15 protein-coding genes and 3 pseudogenes are annotated in these 17,571 nt (G+C 61.5%); 6 read left to right on the top strand and 12 right to left on the bottom strand.

The window, feature by feature from the left end:
* Positions 1-169: helix-turn-helix domain-containing protein (locus I6F21_RS34130; RefSeq protein ID WP_225184102.1), on the bottom strand; the 169-nt coding region annotated here is incomplete at its 3' end.
* Positions 170-385: 216 nt separating this feature from the next.
* Here I6F21_RS34130 and ltrA point away from each other — a divergent pair.
* From ltrA to I6F21_RS34105, 5 genes and pseudogenes are all read left to right on the top strand, one after another.
* Positions 386-1,645, top strand: coding sequence for a group II intron reverse transcriptase/maturase (gene ltrA / locus I6F21_RS34125; protein WP_225184100.1), 1,260 nt, complete (start codon positions 386-388; stop codon positions 1,643-1,645).
* Positions 1,646-1,896: 251 nt separating this feature from the next.
* Entirely contained in the window at positions 1,897-2,154 is a 258-nt protein-coding gene (locus tag I6F21_RS34120) for a helix-turn-helix domain-containing protein (protein WP_276573633.1), read from the top strand.
* Between the two features lie 280 nt (positions 2,155-2,434).
* Positions 2,435-2,827, top strand: a complete 393-nt coding sequence (locus I6F21_RS34115; RefSeq protein WP_225184099.1) for a DUF2513 domain-containing protein — start codon at positions 2,435-2,437, stop codon at positions 2,825-2,827.
* Between the two features lie 849 nt (positions 2,828-3,676).
* Positions 3,677-3,961 carry a DUF3892 domain-containing protein gene (locus I6F21_RS34110; protein ID WP_225184098.1) on the top strand — a complete coding sequence of 95 codons (285 nt, stop codon included), beginning with the start codon at positions 3,677-3,679 and terminating at the stop codon, positions 3,959-3,961.
* 701 nt (positions 3,962-4,662) lie between these two features.
* Positions 4,663-4,965: pseudogene (locus I6F21_RS34105) on the top strand (IS256 family transposase); the annotation flags it as partial.
* Here I6F21_RS34105 and I6F21_RS34100 read toward each other — a convergent pair.
* Together I6F21_RS34100 and I6F21_RS34095 are read right to left on the bottom strand one after the other, a co-directional pair.
* Positions 4,965-5,108, bottom strand: a pseudogene (locus tag I6F21_RS34100) (IS256 family transposase); the annotation flags it as partial. The pseudogenes I6F21_RS34105 and I6F21_RS34100 overlap by 1 nt on opposite strands.
* Before the next feature lie 345 nt (positions 5,109-5,453).
* On the bottom strand, positions 5,454-5,681 hold the full coding sequence (locus I6F21_RS34095) for a hypothetical protein (RefSeq protein ID WP_225152829.1): 228 nt from the start codon (positions 5,679-5,681) through the stop codon (positions 5,454-5,456).
* Positions 5,682-6,671: 990 nt separating this feature from the next.
* Between I6F21_RS34095 and istA the strand changes: the two genes are divergently transcribed.
* Positions 6,672-8,255 (top strand): IS21 family transposase, encoded by a 1,584-nt coding sequence (gene istA, locus I6F21_RS34090; RefSeq protein ID WP_346656845.1) that lies wholly within the window; start codon positions 6,672-6,674, stop codon positions 8,253-8,255.
* On the opposite strand, the pseudogene I6F21_RS34085 reads toward istA, so the two are convergent.
* The 9 genes and pseudogenes from I6F21_RS34085 to I6F21_RS34045 form a co-directional block, all read right to left on the bottom strand.
* Positions 8,240-8,893 (bottom strand): annotated as a pseudogene (locus I6F21_RS34085) (IS3 family transposase); the annotation flags it as partial. The gene istA and the pseudogene I6F21_RS34085 sit on opposite strands and share 16 nt — an antisense overlap.
* Positions 8,894-8,935: 42 nt before the next feature.
* Positions 8,936-9,250: a hypothetical protein gene (locus I6F21_RS34080; RefSeq protein ID WP_225130970.1), complete on the bottom strand. Its 315-nt coding sequence runs from the start codon at positions 9,248-9,250 to the stop codon at positions 8,936-8,938.
* 130 nt (positions 9,251-9,380) lie between these two features.
* The gene (locus I6F21_RS34075) at positions 9,381-10,133 is read right to left on the bottom strand and encodes a hypothetical protein (protein ID WP_225184097.1); all 753 of its coding nucleotides are present in this window, start codon (positions 10,131-10,133) and stop codon (positions 9,381-9,383) included.
* Positions 10,134-10,188: 55 nt separating this feature from the next.
* The gene (locus I6F21_RS34070; RefSeq protein WP_225184096.1) at positions 10,189-11,532 is read right to left on the bottom strand and encodes a PDDEXK nuclease domain-containing protein; all 1,344 of its coding nucleotides are present in this window, start codon (positions 11,530-11,532) and stop codon (positions 10,189-10,191) included.
* Entirely contained in the window at positions 11,529-12,770 is a 1,242-nt protein-coding gene (locus I6F21_RS34065) for a site-specific integrase (protein ID WP_109145490.1), read from the bottom strand. Before I6F21_RS34065 ends, I6F21_RS34070 begins: the two co-directional genes overlap by 4 nt.
* 144 nt (positions 12,771-12,914) lie before the next feature.
* Positions 12,915-13,538: a DNA repair protein RadC gene (gene radC, locus I6F21_RS34060; RefSeq protein WP_225184095.1), complete on the bottom strand. Its 624-nt coding sequence runs from the start codon at positions 13,536-13,538 to the stop codon at positions 12,915-12,917.
* A gap of 132 nt (positions 13,539-13,670) precedes the next feature.
* Positions 13,671-14,933 carry an adenylate/guanylate cyclase domain-containing protein gene (locus I6F21_RS34055; RefSeq protein ID WP_051057161.1) on the bottom strand — a complete coding sequence of 421 codons (1,263 nt, stop codon included), beginning with the start codon at positions 14,931-14,933 and terminating at the stop codon, positions 13,671-13,673.
* A gap of 373 nt (positions 14,934-15,306) precedes the next feature.
* Positions 15,307-16,125 carry a type I methionyl aminopeptidase gene (gene map, locus I6F21_RS34050; RefSeq protein ID WP_036014218.1) on the bottom strand — a complete coding sequence of 273 codons (819 nt, stop codon included), beginning with the start codon at positions 16,123-16,125 and terminating at the stop codon, positions 15,307-15,309.
* A gap of 122 nt (positions 16,126-16,247) precedes the next feature.
* A complete protein-coding gene (locus I6F21_RS34045; RefSeq protein WP_225172568.1) occupies positions 16,248-17,564 on the bottom strand; it encodes a mechanosensitive ion channel domain-containing protein in 1,317 nt (438 codons plus the stop codon).
* Positions 17,565-17,571: the final 7 nt, after the last annotated feature.

Here is a 17,571-nt window from a genome sequence, read left to right as displayed (position 1 = left end):
CCAGATCAGTGTCGGTGATGTCGTCAGACAACGGCCAGGTCAGCCCCGCCGCCTCAAAACGACGGATCGTCAACCGCACCGTCGAAGGCGCCGTCCCCAACCGCCGCGCAATCTCGCGGGTCGGCATTCCAGCCGACTTCAATCTGATCACTTCGCGCACGTGGCGCATCGCAAACCTCTCCGTCGGCATCCAGGTCCCCCTTCGCAAAGCCGAAAGGCGGGACCGTATCGGAGCCAGAAGAGGCCTCGTCACCCCGGGCGACATCATCCCGGATGGTGGGCGAGATCATCTCGGAATGGCGGGCGAGATCAAATCGGAACGGTGGGCGAGATCATTCCGGAATCGTGGGCGACATCGAGCGGAATCAGCACAACTGGAAACAGGATGACTTCGAACGGTGCGACAAACAAGCCGTTCTCGATAGAGAAGCGGCGAGTGTACGAAGCGTACAAGGCGGTCAAATCCAATCGTGGTGCGGCCGGGGTGGACGGACAGACCTTGGAGATGTTCGAGACAGATCTGGCAGGGAATCTCTACAAGATCTGGAATCGCATGTCGTCAGGGACCTACTTTCCACCTCCGGTGCGCGCCGTCTCCATTCCAAAGAAGACGGGCGGCGAAAGGATTTTAGGTGTGCCCACTATCGGCGATCGGATCGCGCAGATGGTGGTCAAACAGATGATTGAGCCGGAACTGGAATCCATCTTCCTGCAGGACTCTTACGGACACAGGCCAGGAAAATCGGCTCTGGACGCCGTGGGCGTCACGCGTCAGCGGTGCTGGAAATATGATTGGGTTCTGGAGTTCGACATCAAAGGGCTGTTTGACAATCTTCCGCATGATCTTCTGCTGAAGGCGGTCCGGAAACACGTGCAATGCAGATGGGCGCTGCTCTACATCGAAAGGTGGCTGACGGCGTCAATTGAAAAGGACGGGAAGCTTGTTGAGCGGAGCCGCGGAACCCCGCAAGGGGGCGTGATCAGCCCAATACTGGCCAACCTGTTCCTGCATTATACGTTCGATCTCTGGATGGCGCGGACACATCCCGACCTCCCTTGGTGTCGATATGCTGACGACGGACTGGTGCACTGCCGGACGGAGCGAGAAGCAGAGGCCATTAGGGCGGAGCTTCAAGCGAAGTTGGAGGTGTGCGGACTTCAGATGCACCCGACAAAGACGCAGATCGTCTATTGCAAGGACAACAGGCGTCGGCGAACGTATCCGAGGATCAAGTTTGACTTTCTCGGATATCAGTTCAGGCCACGGCAGGTGGCAACGTCACAGCGGAAGGAATTCTTTTGTGGATACACCCCGGCGGTCAGTTCGACAGCTTTGAAGGCCATGCGAGCAACGATCCGAAGCTTGCACATTCCCCGGCAAACGCCGGGGACGCTGGCTGAGATTGCCCAACAGATCAATCCGCTCCTCCGGGGGTGGATAGGTTATTACGGTCGGTTCAGCCGTTCAGCGCTGTTCTCTCTGGTCGACTACGTCAATCAGAAGCTGAAGGCGTGGATCAGGCGAAAGTACAAGCGCTTCCGGCTCCACAAAACCGGTGCTTCGCTGTTCTTGCGAAAGCTGGCTCGGGACAATGCGGAGCTGTTCGTACACTGGCAGTTGTTCGGAACGACAACGTTCACCTGACGGGAGCGGTGTGAACCGAGAGGCTCACGCACCGTTCTGCGAGAGGCCGGGGGTGAAAATCCCCCGGCCTACTCACCCGTGGCTCTTCATAGCCGCGTGAGAGCCACACTCCGTGCGCTGACCACAGAGACTCCAGCTTCAAACGACGTCACACTGATCGTACAACCTGACGCCACGTGTGCTTCAAGCCGCTTGCGTCTATGAACCGCCCCGGGTTTGCCGGAGGCTCCAACTCCTGAGAGGATGGAGCCATGACAAGCAAGACGACGAACAAGTTTTCACCCGAGGTCCGTGCCCGCGCAGTTAGGATGGTTCTGGACCACGCAAGCGAGCACCCGTCGCGCTGGGCGGCAGTGACCTCGATTGCGGCCAAGATCGGCTGCACGCCGCAGACGCTGCATGACTGGGTCAAGAGGGCCGAGATCGAGGGCCTGTACCCTGCAAGGTGGCGTCGCAAACGATGGTGGCTAGCCCGTCTAAGGGCACGGGCTAGCCACCTTCGCTCCTGAGAGGGTCACATTCTACAGGCGCCACCAGATGATGGCTCAGACAAGTAACCGGGGCACCTACCAGCACCAGTGGGTTGCCGCGCCCGCCGCGTGCATGCCATATCGAAACTACCTCCGCGAGGCCCATATCGGAAAGGTCGGCAAGGCCCGGCTCTTGCCTCTTGCAGGCAGCTCATGACGCGCGGCACGCGGAACGCGAAGTTGCCGGGAGCAAGATCAAGATGCTGGACTGGCTTGACATTCGCCACGTGAAGCACGGCAGGCTTCAGGGTTGATGCAAATGAAACGGGACATGGACGTAATAAGGGGGCTGATGCTGAAACTGGAGGCCCTTCCGGTCAACGGCCACGCTATCCTCACCGTGGGGCCTTACGACAAGGAGATAGCGGTTGCTGGCGCTTCTGTTGATCAAATAGCCTACCACCTCGGGCTTCTCTACAACGGGGGGTTTTTAGACAGTCCAGGTCAGCCGTTCCTTTCGGGCCAAATACCATTTCGAGGACTCAGTTGCGTTGGGCATGACCTCATCGATGCCATTCGTGACGATGATGTTTGGCAGAAGACCAAAACACAAGCTGAGAAGTTCGGCTCTTGGACAGTTGATATTCTGTTGGCCGCCGCGAAAGCGGTAGTCAAGGCTAAATTCAAGGCTGTGACCGGCTTGGATATCTGAAGAAATGAGCCAACATGAATTGGGTAAGACGGGCGATGGGCGTGACGGTCTACAAAGTTCGCATGTACAACATGGCGACTGACGAATTCGTAATCTCGCGCCGCATGGCGACCATCAAAGGCTCTCGGATAATGGGGCGGTGATATCATCGAGGGCACCGAAATCGAAATCGACCAGAGCCAGCTGGAGCCCGGAATGGAGTGGACCGCGCGGGATTTCAACCCGCATTCGGCTGCTGAATTCCAGCGGAAAGTGTAGACGTAGCAGCCGGTGCTACAACGTCATGATCGATTGCGCTCAGCACGTGAAGCCCGCCAAGCTGCCAGTGCTGCATCTGGATCGCTCGACGCGCTCGCCCCGATAAGCAGACCGGAAGCCCGGTCAAGATACCAGTCGATTGCCTTGCGATCCCACCGCTGAGTACCGGGGATAGCCTCCGGCACCAGGCCCTTCTTAACCCACGTGTTGAACGCGTCCTTGGAGGAGCCAGAATAGGCGGCCGCACTGGCCTTAGTGAGGCCCCGAGGCGCGATCTGATCGGCGCGTAGTATCCGCTCCGAACGTCTCAACTCTGCGGGCGAAGGTTTATCACGCTGATGATCACCGTCCATTTGGGACCTATGCTAGAAGTTAGCGGGCACGTGACTCGGCGCCCGTGCATACAAAAGGCGCTGTCCCTACCACGCGCCGCTAACTTCAACGCAGCCAGCCTCAGCGACGGAGGAAGCTGACGGTGAGATACAATCACCGGAAAACGCCGCGCGGCACAACTACCAGAATCGGCCGGTCCTTCCTCCTCGACCAGTCTCTAAGCTGGCCCGACAGCTTGCAGAGATGGGAGGCACCAGCATGCCCAAACGCGTGCGCATTTGTTGCATAAACAAGACTGACAGGCGAAGCGCACACGAGAGAATCAAAAATGTCGGCGGGGTAAATTCAGACGGAACGCGATGGAAGCTATCCGTTAAGAAGACTATCCGAGACCTCGAAAGCCGTGAGTGGGAGTACTACGTCGAAGAATCAGGCGTCACTGTCGAAGTCATCGTCGCCACCGACGGCCAACACAAGTACATCAAGACAACAGTGGACGGAATTCAGCCGGACAATCTCCTCTCGCTCCCTGAGTGTCCGTGATGGTTATCGATCCCAGATCGCAGGCGGTGCGGGCGAGACTCGCCGCTGTTCGGTTGCGTTGGATCAGACGCTGTCCCTGCCTCGCCCGCACTACCATTGAGGCTAGCGGCACGTGACTCGGCGCTGACTGTTCTGGAGCCATTGCGCCGTCCCTGCCACGTGCCGCTAACCCAATGGCTCCGTATCCGGGCTAGCTTACCGAAAGCTGACAGGCGCCCACGGTCATTCACAAAACGAAAAGCGGCCCTTGTGGGCCGCTTGCCGTCGAGAACAATAAAGACGTTCAGGCCGCAGACAAAAGGCGTTCGGCCTGCGTATGAACAGCGGCAGCCACAACACGACGACGAGGGGCCGGTTTGACGCGCATCCAAGCACTTGCACGCTTATGGCTGATCGCCGTGACGACCTCAAACTCTCCCGGCCCGTGCGGCGGCTCTTCGACATTGTAGAGCTGACCGTCTGAATCGCGCACCAGGTGCACGAAAAACTGATACGTCGTACCGCTTACCGGGTAGCGCCCAGAGCTGGCCCCGGTGGTTTGGACAGCGCCCCGCTGGGGGGAGCTATGGCTGATTTTGGGTGACGCGGCCTGATCAGGCGGCGTGGCTTTCAGTGTTCGGAATGACTTCGATTCCGTCGATGAACTTTACACCGGCGATGACTTTCGGCAACTGGTTCGTGCTCTTCAATCGCCGCCAGGCATCGAGGTCGAGCGCCCGCGGGTCCGGGGCGTGGACGGCCGCGAGGTCACGATCCCGAGCTGGGAAACGGCGGCGCAGGAGGACTGGCTCGGTCGCTGGGCGATGAACCTGATGCTGATCAATGTGTCGACGCGCCGGTTCGGCCGCGCTGTCCGGCTGCCCGAGGGTGACGTGCCGGCACCGCCCGGATCGGGGGTTTCGGAGTCGGCGGCCTCGCGGAGGTTCGTAGCGCTGTCGGCGGCGCGGCTGGCCGACTTCATGGCTGCCGATCTGTCCGCGCTCGACCTTCTGGTGGTCCAAATCGTCACATCCGCCTCCATCATCGTGCCGAGCGCCTCGATCCCCGCCGCAAGGCAGAACCGATCAAAGCTCGCCCGCACTTCCGCAAACGCTTCGTCCACAGCCCCAGTCGCCGGCGAACCAGCCGGTGTGATATCTCTCGTCATGGCGTTGCTCTCCTTTGTGGAATCAGCACCCCGAGCCTACCGGCTCAAGGTGAGCAACGCCGACCTCTTCAGAAATTCAACAGAACCCGGGACATCCCCGTACCAGCCGGTTCTCGGGTGGGATGCCTGTGAGACTTTCGCCAGCGCGCCGCGCCCGTGCTGCCTACGATCCGGGACTGATCGCCAAGTCACCGCCCTATCCTGGTAGTTGCGCTAGGGCATTCGTCGGGATGATGTATCCCCGTCAGCTTCTTTCGTCGCTGAGGCTGGCTGCGTAGAAGTCACTAGCGAGTGGCAGGGACAGCACTTTATTGGTCCACTTCCAAGCGTCGAGTCAAGTGGCCGCTAACGTTCCCGCTGTTTAGGTCGCGCGGCTGCCACCGTGAGTCCGGTGTGATCCTTGAGGCTATCGACTACCGTGACCGCCGCTTCGAGTTCATCTCGAAGACGCTTCGTAATCCGCAGAATGCTGCTCGCGAGCTCCTCGCGGCTGATTTCTGCACCGTGAGCAACTTTTTCTTCGAGGTCGCGTATCGCTTCGTCGATCTTGTGCAGCGAGAATGTGCTAGGCATCATCCGGCTCCGTCCTGATTGAGGGTCGGGCATCCGCCGAACCACGGTGTAAAAATGCGTCCGCTACACGGTTAAGTAAAGCGGGTGGCGTTGCGGGAAAATCTGTCCCCATCTCGCGTCTGAGCGCCTCGAATTCGGATAAGGTCGAAATCGGGCAATCCGCCACCGCGTCCATTTTTGAGCGGATAACTTCAACCCGGGATCGCCAATCGGCCAGCTGTTCTTTAGTTCGCTGTGGGCCGTACGTGTCTTCTGCCGGTGTATGGCTTGGCCTACGGACGTAGTCCGTGAATGCTCGGATTGCCACTTCGGTCCTGGGCAAGGCGTTACTCCTATGAGCGGAGCCAGCTCGAACAGTTACAGGCCGAGCATTTTATACAGGCACGCGGGGATGCGGCAACCCCCTCGTGCTGGCAGGTGCTCTCCAACTGTTCTCAGAATACAAATTGGTAGCATCTTGAGAATTTCAGCCTCTCGGGAGCAAAGGTGGTCAGCCTCAGTCGTCGAGGACGGGCTGGCCACCATCGCTTGCGACGCCACCTTGCAGGTCCAAACGGAATGCACACCTTGGAGCGACACGCCACCTCCCTACGCTCGCAGGCGCTTGCGGTGCTTGCAGCCAATCAGGCCCGGGCGGCCGATCAATCTTTGAGCCTGGCAGATCGACAAGTCGCGACGTTTAATGCTGAGGAGGCCCAGGCGCTGCTCAGCATCCTCGATTGCGTGAAGCTCGAACCCGGGCCCGAGGAGGCACGGAAGATCGCGGCGCGCATACGCGCGCTTCTAGAGGACCCACGGAGGAGCCAACCGATTCGAGTGGCGTGCTTGTAGGGTTGCGGATTCCGATCGATGTCGCCCAGGATTCCGAGATGATCTCGCCCACCATTCCGGGATGATGTCGCCCGGGTGACGAGACCTCTTCTGGCTCCCATAGGGTCAACCTTTCGGTTTTGCGAAGGGGGACCCTGGATGCCGACGGAGAGGCTTGCGATGCGCCGTGTGCGCGATGTGATCAGGATGAAGGCGGCTGGGCTGCCGAGCCGCGAGATTGCTCGGCGGATGGGCGCGGCGCCCTCGACAGTGCGGCTGACCATCCGGCGATTCGAGGCCGCAGGCCTGAGCTGGCCGTTGCCCGACGAACTCACGGACGCGGCCCTGGAGGCCCGCCTGTTCGCCAAGACCGGCAACGGTAACCGGCAGGGTCATCGCCGCATCGCCGAGCCCGACTGGGCGGCGGTGCACCGCGAGCTCAAGCGCAAGCATGTGACGCTGTCGATCCTGTGGGAGGAGTACATCGGCGCCGAGCCCGGCGGATACCGGTACTCGCGCTTCTGCGAGCTTTACCGCGCCTGGGAGGGACGCCTGTCGGTGACGATGCGCCAGGCGCACGCGGCCGGCGACAAGCTGTTCGTCGACTACGCGGGCGACGGCGTGCCGGTGGTGGTCGACCGCCTCACCGGCGAGCGGAGGACGGCGCAGATCTTCGTCGCCGTGCTCGGCGCCTCGAGCTTCACCTACGCGCAGGCGACGTGGACGCAGGGACTCGCCGACTGGATCAGCGCCCATGTTGGCGCCTTCGCGGCGATCGGCGGCGTCCCGGCGCTCTTGGTGCCTGACAACACCAAAGTCGCAGTCATCAAGGCGAGCCTCCACGACCCGCAGATCAATCGCACCTATGCGGAGATGGCCGCGCATTACGGCACGGCCGTCTTGCCGGCGCGACCTCGCAAGCCGCGCGACAAGGCCAAGGTCGAGCAGGCCGTCCTCATTATCGAGCGCTGGCTGCTCGGCCGCCTGCGCCACCGCGTCTTCTACAGCCTCGCCGAGGTCAACGCAGCGATCGGCGAGTTGCTCACCAGGCTCAACGAGGAGCGGCCGATCCGGCGGCTCGGCGTGACGCGCCGCCGGCTGCTCGAGGAGATCGACCGGCCGGCGCTCAAGCCGTTGCCGGCGAGCCCCTACCTGCTCGCCGAGTGGCGGATCCGCCGCGTCAGCCTCGACTATCACGTCGAGGTGGAGAAGCATTATTACAGCGTTCCGCATCGCTTCGCGCGTGCCGAGGTCGAGGTGCGGTTCACCGCCCGCACCGTCGAGATCTTCCACAAGGGCGAGCGGATTGCCGCGCATCAGCGCATGAGTGGCAATCACAAGCACACCACCGTGCCGGAGCACATAGCCTCCAGCCATCGGCGCTACGCCGGCTGGACTATCGGGCGTATCCGTCAGGACGCCGCCGCGATCGGGCCGGCAACCAGCGCATTGTGCGACCTCATTCTCGACGAGCGCTCGCACCCCGAACAAGGCTTCCGCGCCTGCCTCGGCATCCTCAGGCTCGCCGCCTCCTATGGGCGCGAACGGCTGGACGCGGCGGCTGCGCGGGCGATCGACATCGGCGCGCGCACCTATGGCTCGGTCAAGTCGATCCTCGCTGACCTGCCACTGCATTTTCATCCGGCGGCAGTTAGAGTCTTGGGGTTTTGTACGCCAAGTGGCGCGGATGGAGCAACGGACGATCGGCGGAGCTGGTCGGGGTTGCGCAGCCGATCGTCCGTTGCGGTGAGGTGGGCGGCGTAGGCCGCGGGGGTCAGGTATTTCAGCGACGAGTGGGGACGCTGGAGATTGTAGTCGGCGACCCAGTTGGCGATCTTGGCGCGGGCGTCATCGAGATCGAAGAACAGGGTCTCGTTGAGTAGCTCATCGCGCATTCGGCCATTGAAACTCTCGACGAAGCCGTTCTGCATCGGCTTTCCCGGCGCAATGAAGTGCCAATCGATGGCTGCGTCCTTGCACCAAGCGAGCATGGCGTTGCAGGTGAATTCGGTGCCATGGTCGGACACGATCATTCCTGGCTTGCCGCGTCGCTGGACGATTGCCGTCAGTTCGCGGGCCACGCGCCGCCCCGAGATCGACGTCTCCGGAATGGCGCCCAGGCATTCCTTGGTGACGTCGTCGACGATGTTGAGGATGCGGAAGCGTCGGCCATTGGCGAACTGGTCGTGGACGAAGTCCAGCGACCAGCGCGCGTTCGGCCTCGCCTCGACCAGGATCGGGGCACGGGTCCCCACGGCCTTGCGGCGAGCCCGCCGTTTGCGGACGGTGAGCCCTTCCTCGCGGTAAAGCCGGTAGATCCGGTTGATCCCCGATGGCTCGCCCTCCCGCCGCAGCAAGACGAACAACCGGCGATAGCCGAAACGCCGCCGCTCGTTGGCGAGGTTGAGGGGCGCGGTTTCGAGCTTGGTGATCCGTAAGCAGTGTTAATCGAAGTCCGGATCTGGATAGCGCTGCTCGATGACGTAGCGCATGATGTTCCACCAGACATTCTCGATCGTGTAGTCCATCGGGTTCATTTTGCGCGGGACCAAATCGCTAAGAGTTGTTGCTATGCGAACATGCCCGGGAGCCTTGATCTCTGGCTCTCTCGCGGGCGGTTTGCCCGATTTGACGGACAGATTGGCGACGATGAGCGCGGTCGGGTCGTACTCGAGAGTTGCCTGCAAGAAATCGCCTTTGTCGATAAGGGGATGAGCCGTCGTATGCGAGATGAGGGCCTTCTGCAGTTTGTCTCCCATGGCGATGTACGGTTCTAGGAGGCCGTCTGCCTGTAGGCCCAGTAGCCAACGATCGTGCGTGTCGAGTGCGCTCGGAAAGTCGCCCTAGTGAAAGTCCGCTCTGCCCCCGAAGGTGATCTTCCCGTAACCGTCAACATGGTCGCGTAGGGCATCCATCAGCTCGACGGCGCGGCGCGGATCTTTTTCGGTTAGGACCGCGTCGATGGCTCCCAACACTTCCTCCATATCGAAGGACAATCTTTCTCAGCTCTTCCTTCTGCTCCACAAACATCTTCGGGATTTCGCCGACGGGATTTGGGAGCGGAAGTGTCCAGGGAAATTCGATGTCGTTTTCACTGAAGCGTCGATATGGGATGTTGAGCTGGTCCAAGAAAGCGGCCGACTGATAGTAGGTCTGGCTCTTCAAGCTGTGCTCGATCTGATCGAGCGCGAGTTTGCGCGCTTTGATGCGGAAGGCGTCCTGGAGCGCGGTGGTGCCGACGACATAGCTTACGGGTGAATGGGTGCTGCTTATCGACAACGTATCGACTATCTGCCGTGCAGATAGCAGATACATCTCGCCTTCGTCCTCTTTTCCGACGTGGAGAAGTGCGAAAAACCCTTCGAGCGGAGCTCCGCCGACATCAACGACATAGCTTTTAGGGATGTGGTGGGTCGTACGCCGATCTTGAAAGTATTTGGCTTGGGTTGCGCCGACACGAGGCGGAACCTTGTCCGTGAATCGCTGTGTCGTGGTGCGGCGTTGGATGAGGAAATCGGCGCCGTCGGTGTCGACGCTGCGCTCAAGCACCCAAAACCGGTCGATCAGGAACGAGCGCGTGCGTGCCTCTCCGACGATGCCATTTTCCATAACCTTGAGCCACGTCGGCCAACTGTCTTCCACGAGGTGGGTCCTATGCTTCTATGGGGGTCGCGATAGACGGCTTTCGTTATCATTTTCATCCGTTGTTGTTCAGTGCCTTGAGTTCGGCAAGGAAGACCGTGCCGATTTCGACCGCCCGTTTCGCGGCCTCCGAGTTGACGTCCACACCGTGCGAGGCTGCGTTCATAGTTTGCAGAGTGCTGAGCATCTGCTCGGTGCTGGCCGGCACCGACCCTTGTCGGCGTAGGTCGCGCAGCATGTTCATGATGCCGACGGGCCGATCGAAGACGACGCCTCTCTTGTCGGCGAGGTCGCGCACCGCGCGCTCGATTTCGATGCGTAGCTTGACCACAGACATCAACGGGAACTCTCTAGCAAACTCCGCTACCGTCGGGAGATCCTCCTCGAGCTGGGGCGGGAGCGCGGCGGAGAGCTGATACTGGGCGACGCCCATCGGCTTGCTGGAATCTCGCAGGGCGTATTCGACAATTACCTCGTTGCGCCCCTTGCACAGGATGATGCCGATGGTCGGCTTGTCGTCAGGATGACGCAATTGCTCGTCCACGGTGGACAGGTAAAAGTTCATCTTTCCTGCGAACTCGGGTTTGAAGTCCTCGATCTTCAGTTCGATCACCACGAAGCAGCGAAGGCGCAGATGATAGAATAGGAGGTCGAGGTAATAATCTTGCCCGCCGACTTCGAGATGATATTGGCTGCCGACGAACGCGAAGCCCTTGCCGAGTTCGAGGATGAGAGAGCGTAGATGTTCGATCAGGCCGTGTTCGAGATCACGCTCCAGCATCTCTGGGCCAAGCGAGAGGAAGTCGAACGTATAGGGGTCTTTGAGGATCTGCTGCGCAAGCTCGGATTGCTCGGCCGGTAGGGTCCGCGAGAAATTGGTGAGTGCGCTGCCTTGCCGGGCGAAAAGCTTGCTATCTATCTGGTGGACAAGGACGTTACGACTCCACCCGTGTTCAATAGCCTGCCGAGCGTACCAGGTGCGCTCCTCGCGCGTCTTAAGGGCATCCAGCAGGCGGACGTTATGGCCCCAAGGCAATAGTGCAACAACCTGTTGCACGAATTCGCCGTCGGGCCAAGCCTCCGCGAAGGCGCGCATATACTTGAGATTTCGGGCGGACAGACCTGTCATCTCGGGGAAGGCGCGGCCAAGGTCGTCGGCCAGGCGATCGATCACCTTGGCGCCCCAACCTTCTTTCTCTTGCCGAATGAGAATGTCGCGGCCGACAGTCCAGTACAGCAGGATCAATTCGCGGTTCACCGATAGGCCAGCACGATGCCTCGCCTCGGCAATCTTCGTCTTGAGATCGCCAACGAATGCCGAGTAGCTCTGCGCGTCGATCTCGGTCGCCGGTCGCGCGCCCTTTCGCGGAGCCGCGGGCCCGGAGGGGCGCTTGGTCATGCCGCTGCTTTCAAGCGCTTCTTAGTGAGCATAGAGCGGACGAACTTGTCCCATCTTGCCATACCGGCACGCTTCTCAGGCATGTAATGCCAGCGGTCGTAGTTCTTAGAGCTGACGTCTTGCAGCGCATGATTTTGAAGACGATCTCGAATTTCCTTCGACACGCCAGCCTTGCCGGCCAGAGTCTTGAACGTTCGCCGGAGGTCCCGGTTTGTTGCATACGGGATCACGCCGCGGTCTCGCTGGCGCCAAACGAAGCTATAGAGCGTACCGTGGCTCACGGGCTTGGATGGGTCCTTCGCTGAGGGAAAGAACCAGCCGTACTTATTTGGGTTGATCGACGCAATCAGTTCGGCGGCGATCGACGGCACTGGGACGGCGTGCGGCTGAAGGTTCTTGGTTTTGGACCAGTCGATGATCTTCTCCGGCGCATCCCATTGATCGACATGCAAGCGCGCGATTTCTTCGACGCGTTGACCGGTCAGCATGATCAGCTGCACAGCGCGAGGATAGGAGGGATGAACCGGCGTATCGGGGCATTCCAGCCAGCGATAGAGTTGAACGAATTCTTCTTCGTTGAGCCAGCGCGTGCCCTGGACCTTGGGTTCGGTCGGAATTTCCGAGGCCGGATTGTATGGGATACGGAAGCGGCGCGGGGATGTGTTCCGATAGTCGTTGTCCGATTTCATCCCCCAACTATATGCCGCGTGGATGTAACATCGCACGTGATCCGCCATCGAGCGGGCGCCACGCTCGTAGATCGGTCGGATAAGCTCGACGATCTCCTCAGACTCGATTTCGCGCGCGAGTCGGTTGCGCCCGAGCGTGTCGGCGATCTTGTTAAGCCCTTTCTCTGTCTCCTTCCAGGACGGCTTGGCGGCGGCCTTGAGCGACGCGACATAGCCCTCGAACAGATCAGCGACGGTGCCGGGGCGGGTATCTGTTGCGATCTTGATGCTCCGACCCTTCTGGATCACATCGGCGTAGTCGCGCTTGAAGATCTCGCGCGCCTGAGCCAAGGACGTGGATGGATAAGCGCCGAGCTTCTTTTTCGCACGTTTGCCGTCCCGCCATTGCTGCGCCATCCAGTCGGCGGTCACGCGCTTCGGCATCGGCTTGAGGACGAGGACGAGTCGGCCGGTACCTCGGCCTTCACCATCTGCGAGGTTTTCTTGTTTCCGGTTGAGCTCGACGCGCTTCAGCGCGTGTCGGATCGCGGTGTCGGTCAGGCTTGGCATGGCGTTTTTTCTGTTCCGCAACTGGGATCGGTCGGGGAGAAACGGGGATCGTTTGCTGGGATCGGAAGGCCGTGCTCTACCCCTCTAACCGCTCCCAATTTGCCATGGCCGCCCCCAGTGCGCAATGCGCTAGAAGTACTAATTTTATAGGTGTTTTAAAGGTATCGAGCGTGACCAAGCGTGATCGCGAAGGGGGGTAGTGGGGTGATTGTGCACCAGGATCAGCGCGGTCGCGGACAGCTCGAGCGCGCGCTTGATCACCTCGCGCGGGTAGACCGGGGTGTGGTCGACCGTGCCGGTCTGCTGCACCTCGTCGGAGATCAGCTGGTTGCGCTTGTCGAGGAAGAGCAGGCGGAATTGCTCCTTGTCGGCAAACGCCATGCTTGTGCGGCAATAGGCGATCACCTCGTTCCAGGATGACAGCGCGTTGCGGCTGTTGACCTCGCCCTTGGCAACGCGATGCGCGGCCGCGGCGATCAGCTTGAGCTGGTTGATCGCGGACTCGCCGACCCCCTCGACCTCCCGCAAGCGCGCCACTGGCGCATGCACGACCTCGGCGAACGAGCCGAAGGTCTTGATCAGCGTCTTCGCCAGCGGCTTGGTGTCGCGCCGCGGCAGCGCGGCAAACAGCGCCATCTCGAGCAGCTCGTAATCGCTGAGCGCATCCGCGCCCGCGCTATAGAAGCGCTCGCGCAGCCGCTCGCGATGGCCGTGATAGTGCGGCGTGTCGTCAGGTCTGCTCTTGTCGTGGTCCGGCTTGGCGGGCATCGGCCGCCAGCATTGCCGGGGATGGTGGTTTTTGCAACCGTCAATTGTGCGCGCCTTGCATAGGTGCACTTCCGGCATGAAGCGGATGATGATCAGCCGACCGTTTTTCCCGCCCTTCGTCTCAGCTGGCGATCATGGGCCCTGGTGACGCCAGAAGCTATCGTTGGGCACGACGCCTGCGGGATCGGCAGCCAGGTCCGGCCTGATACGATCGAGGAAGTACATCGGGGTGGGCCCCTTGCCCTTCACCTCGATGCTGCCGCGCGGTTCGCAGGTGAAGCGCGCTTTGACCAGGTTCCAGGTCGCCTCGGCAATGTTGATCCGTCCGGGATCGGCGGCCGCCTGCAGGCGCGCGGCGACGTTCACCGCGTTGCCCCAGATATCGTAGCTGAACTTGCGCGTTCCGACGACGCCAGCGATGACCGGGCCGGTGTTGATGCCGATTCGCGCCATCCAGAGCGGCAGCCTCAGCCGTTCGCGCTGACGGTTCGCCTTGGCGAGCAGGTCCTGAATCTCGAGCGCCGCCAGCGCGGCATCGACAGCGTGCGTCCGGTTGATCTCGGGCAGGCCGCCGGCACAGAGATAGGCATCGCCGATGGTCTTTATCTTTTCGAGCCGATGGCGCGCAATGATCTCGTCGAACGTGCTGTAGTACTCGTCGAGCTGGTGCACGACCTGCGCCGGCTCGATCGCCTCGACGTGCCGGGTGAAGTCGGCGAAATCGACGAAGAGGATGCTGACCGACTGGTAGAAGCGCGGCCGCACCTTCGCGTTGGCCTTGAGCTCCTCGGCGATCGCAGGGGGGAGGATGTTGAGCAGGAGCGCATCTGATTTGCTCCGCTCCGCCTCCGCCATTGCGCGCGCCTTGTCGAGCTCGGCCAGCATCTCGTCGCGCTCGCGGAGTCTACGTCTGAGCTCGAGCTGAGCCACGGCCTGACGCGAGATCCGCCGCACTGCTTCTTGCTGCTCGAAGCTGAGCTCGCGCGGCTCGAAATCGATGACGCACAGCGTTCCGAGCGCGTATCCCTCCTCGCTGATCAGCGGCATGCCGCAATAGAAGCGCAGCCCGAACTCGCCGGCGACCAACGGCGAATCGCTGAACCTCGGATCCTTCGTGAGGTCAGGCACATACATGAGATCGTCATGGCAGATCGTCGCCTGGCAGATCGAGATCTCCTTGGGCACGTGCGTAAGGTCAGGCGGCAGGCCGCACTTGGCCTTGAGCCATTGTCGCTTGTCGTCGAGGAAGGTCAGCAGCCCGGCGCTGCAGCCGCAGATCTGCGCCGCCAAGTCCGCCAGTTCATCATAGGCGATCTCCGGCGGCGTATCGAGAATGCGATAGGTTTCGAGGGCTTGCTGCCGCGCCTGCTCGTTGTCCGGCAGGTAGATCTTCATGTCGTCCGCCACCGCTCGACAGAACCCGCCATGACCATATCTCCATGCCCAGTCAAGACGCCTGCATTAGAACACCGGAGGCGGATCATGGAAAGGTGCGACTCCCTGCGCAGTCAGCGAAACCGACGTGATTGTGGTCATGCTTTTCCTATCATGCACGTGCTTTCACCTCGACGTCGGCCGCCTGTTGCCCGTCGCGTGCGTCTCAGCGCTGTTGTGGGGGGCCTTCTGGCGAAGGCAAGATCTGGGACGATCAACCGAGACCCGGACTCGGGCCTAGGTCAGTAAGCGCGTCCTCGACGCGTTGGTGCGCAAAGGCAGAATCGCCACCCGCCAAAGGGGGCCGCCGCTAGCAATAGCTGACGCACCGGGCTCACCCGATCTGCTTCTCGCCGTGCCGCGCCGATAGCGTGAAGATCTCGACGCCGGTCGCCGTCACGCCGACCGAGTGCTCGAACTGCGCCGACAGCGAGCGGTCGCGGGTCACCGCGGTCCAGCCGTCGGACAGGATCTTCACGTGCGGCTTGCCGAGATTGATCATCGGCTCGATGGTGAAGAACATGCCGGGCTTGAGCTGCACGCCCTCGCCGGGCCGGCCGATATGGATGATGTTCGGCTCGTCGTGGAACATGCGGCCGAGGCCATGGCCGCAGAAATCGCGCACCACGCTCATGCCCTGCGGCTCGACGAAGCTCTGGATGGCGTGGCCGATGTCGCCGGTGGTGGCGCCGGGCTTCACCGCGGCGATGCCGCGCATCATGGCTTCATAGGTCACCTCGATCAGCCGCTCGGCCTTGCGGGCGATTGGGCCGATCGCATACATCCGGCTGGAATCGCCATACCAGCCGTCGACGATGAAGGTGACGTCGATGTTGACGATGTCACCCTCCTTCAGCGGACGGTCGCCGGGCATGCCGTGGCAGACAACATGGTTGAGCGAGGTGCAGGTCGAGTAGCGGTAGCCGCGATACATCAGCGTCGCCGGATAGGCACCATGGCTGAAGGCGAAGTCGCGGACGAATTCGTCGATTCTGGAGGTCGGCACGCCCGGCCCGACGATGTCGGTGAGCTCGTCCAGGCACCTGGCCACCAGCGCGCCCGCCTTGCGCATGCCGGCAAAGGCGGCCGGCCCATGCAGCTTGATCTGTCCGGTCTTGCGCAGGGAGGTCTCGGTGGCGTCGACGTAGCTCATGCGTGTCAGGTCTTCTCGGGCTGATCTCGATATCGGCGGAAAGGCTTGATTTCACGCCCCAATTTAATGATTGGCGGCCTTCATGCAAGCCGAGGCTACCAACCTTGGCTTACGAAAGCGTCTTAATTCGGGACTTCCACGGCGGTTTCCACCGGCAGGGCGCCGCCGCGGATACGGATTTCGCGGACGGGATAGGGAACCCGGATGCCCTCGCGCTTGAAGGCGTCCCATAGCTCCAGCATCACGTCGCTCTTGACCTTGTCCATGCCGTCGGGGTCGGCGATCCAGAAGGTCAGCGAGAACTTCATCCCGGCTTCCGCGAACTCGGTCAGGAGACAGGTCGGCGGCTTGCCCTTCTGCGCGCGCGGATGAGCGGCGGCGGTCTCGGCGGCGAGCGTACAAACCAGCTTCGGGTCGGCGTCGTAATTGGTGCCGAAGGCGATCTTCACCAGCGTGTTCTTGTCGGTATAGGTCCAGTTGACGACCTTCTGCGTCACCAGATCCTCGTTCGGGACCAGGAATTCGCGCCCGTCGCCGGCAGCGACGGAAATATAGCGCGTCTTCATCGCGCTGATGCGGCCGGTATTGTCGCCGATGGTGACGAGATCGCCGGGCTTCACCGACTTGTCGGCGAGCAGGATGATGCCCGAGATGAAATTGGCGACGATCTTCTGCAGGCCGATACCGATGCCGACGCCGACCGCGCCCGAGAACACCGCGAGCGCCGACAGGTCGATTCCGACCGCGCCGAGCGCGATCACGATGGCGACCGTGAGCAGCCCGATGCGGATGATCTTGACCAGCAGCACCTGCACCGACGGCGTCAGGTCGGTGGTCGAATTGATCCGGCTCTCGGCGAAATTGCTGGCGATGTTGGTGAGCCAGAGTGCGATCAGCAGCAGCGCGCCGGCCTTCAGCGCCAGGAGGGGGGTCAGCCTGAGGCCGCCGAGCACGATCGCGAAGGAATCCAATAGGTCGACCGTCGCATCGAGCTGGCCGACGATGGAGAGCGCGGCGATGAACCATGCCGTGATCGACACCAGCTTGACGATGAAGGCGTTGCGCAGCACCGAGGTCACGAGCCGGATCACCAGCCATGCGAAACCAAGCTTGGCTGCGACCATCAGGAGATAGGAACGGCTCGGCCAGGTCGCGTGATACATCACCACGCGCGAGACGATCACGAGCAGCGTGAACACCGCCGTCGAGGCGCTGGCGACCATGACCCGGACGAAATGCCGGAGCGGCAGCGGCCAGCGCATCGCCAGCGAGGTCAGGTCGGCACGGCTGCGAATGGCGGCCTCCGCGGCATAGGCGATGCCGGCGGCGGCCAGGATGAGGCCGAATTGCAGGTAGAACCAGGGTGAGGAGAATTCTGCCCCGACGCTGCGTGCGGTGGTCTGCACGAACTCCATGAAGTCTTTGAGGTCCATGTCCATCGGGTCT

The sequence above is a fragment of the Bradyrhizobium sp. NBAIM03 genome (genome assembly GCF_020194055.1).
GTDB classification, from domain to species: domain Bacteria; phylum Pseudomonadota; class Alphaproteobacteria; order Rhizobiales; family Xanthobacteraceae; genus Bradyrhizobium; species Bradyrhizobium yuanmingense.
The sequence above is the reverse complement of the archived record's forward strand: the minus strand, read 5'-3'. Positions and strand labels throughout refer to the sequence as shown.

What these genes read in the sequence shown, in the direction of transcription:
- ltrA (WP_225184100.1), top strand. Translation starts at nt 386, where the DNA reads ATGACTTCGAACGGTGCGACAAACAAGCCGTTCTCGATAGAGAAGCGG.
- I6F21_RS34120 (WP_276573633.1), top strand. Translation starts at nt 1,897, where the DNA reads ATGACAAGCAAGACGACGAACAAGTTTTCACCCGAGGTCCGTGCCCGC.
- I6F21_RS34115 (WP_225184099.1), top strand. Translation starts at nt 2,435, where the DNA reads ATGAAACGGGACATGGACGTAATAAGGGGGCTGATGCTGAAACTGGAG.
- I6F21_RS34110 (WP_225184098.1), top strand. Translation starts at nt 3,677, where the DNA reads ATGCCCAAACGCGTGCGCATTTGTTGCATAAACAAGACTGACAGGCGA.
- I6F21_RS34095 (WP_225152829.1), bottom strand. Translation starts at nt 5,681, where the DNA reads ATGCCTAGCACATTCTCGCTGCACAAGATCGACGAAGCGATACGCGAC.
- istA (WP_346656845.1), top strand. Translation starts at nt 6,672, where the DNA reads ATGCGCCGTGTGCGCGATGTGATCAGGATGAAGGCGGCTGGGCTGCCG.
- I6F21_RS34080 (WP_225130970.1), bottom strand. Translation starts at nt 9,250, where the DNA reads ATGGGAGACAAACTGCAGAAGGCCCTCATCTCGCATACGACGGCTCAT.
- I6F21_RS34070 (WP_225184096.1), bottom strand. Translation starts at nt 11,532, where the DNA reads ATGACCAAGCGCCCCTCCGGGCCCGCGGCTCCGCGAAAGGGCGCGCGA.
- I6F21_RS34065 (WP_109145490.1), bottom strand. Translation starts at nt 12,770, where the DNA reads ATGCCAAGCCTGACCGACACCGCGATCCGACACGCGCTGAAGCGCGTC.
- radC (WP_225184095.1), bottom strand. Translation starts at nt 13,538, where the DNA reads ATGCCCGCCAAGCCGGACCACGACAAGAGCAGACCTGACGACACGCCG.
- I6F21_RS34055 (WP_051057161.1), bottom strand. Translation starts at nt 14,933, where the DNA reads ATGAAGATCTACCTGCCGGACAACGAGCAGGCGCGGCAGCAAGCCCTC.
- map (WP_036014218.1), bottom strand. Translation starts at nt 16,125, where the DNA reads ATGAGCTACGTCGACGCCACCGAGACCTCCCTGCGCAAGACCGGACAG.
- I6F21_RS34045 (WP_225172568.1), bottom strand. Translation starts at nt 17,564, where the DNA reads ATGGACATGGACCTCAAAGACTTCATGGAGTTCGTGCAGACCACCGCA.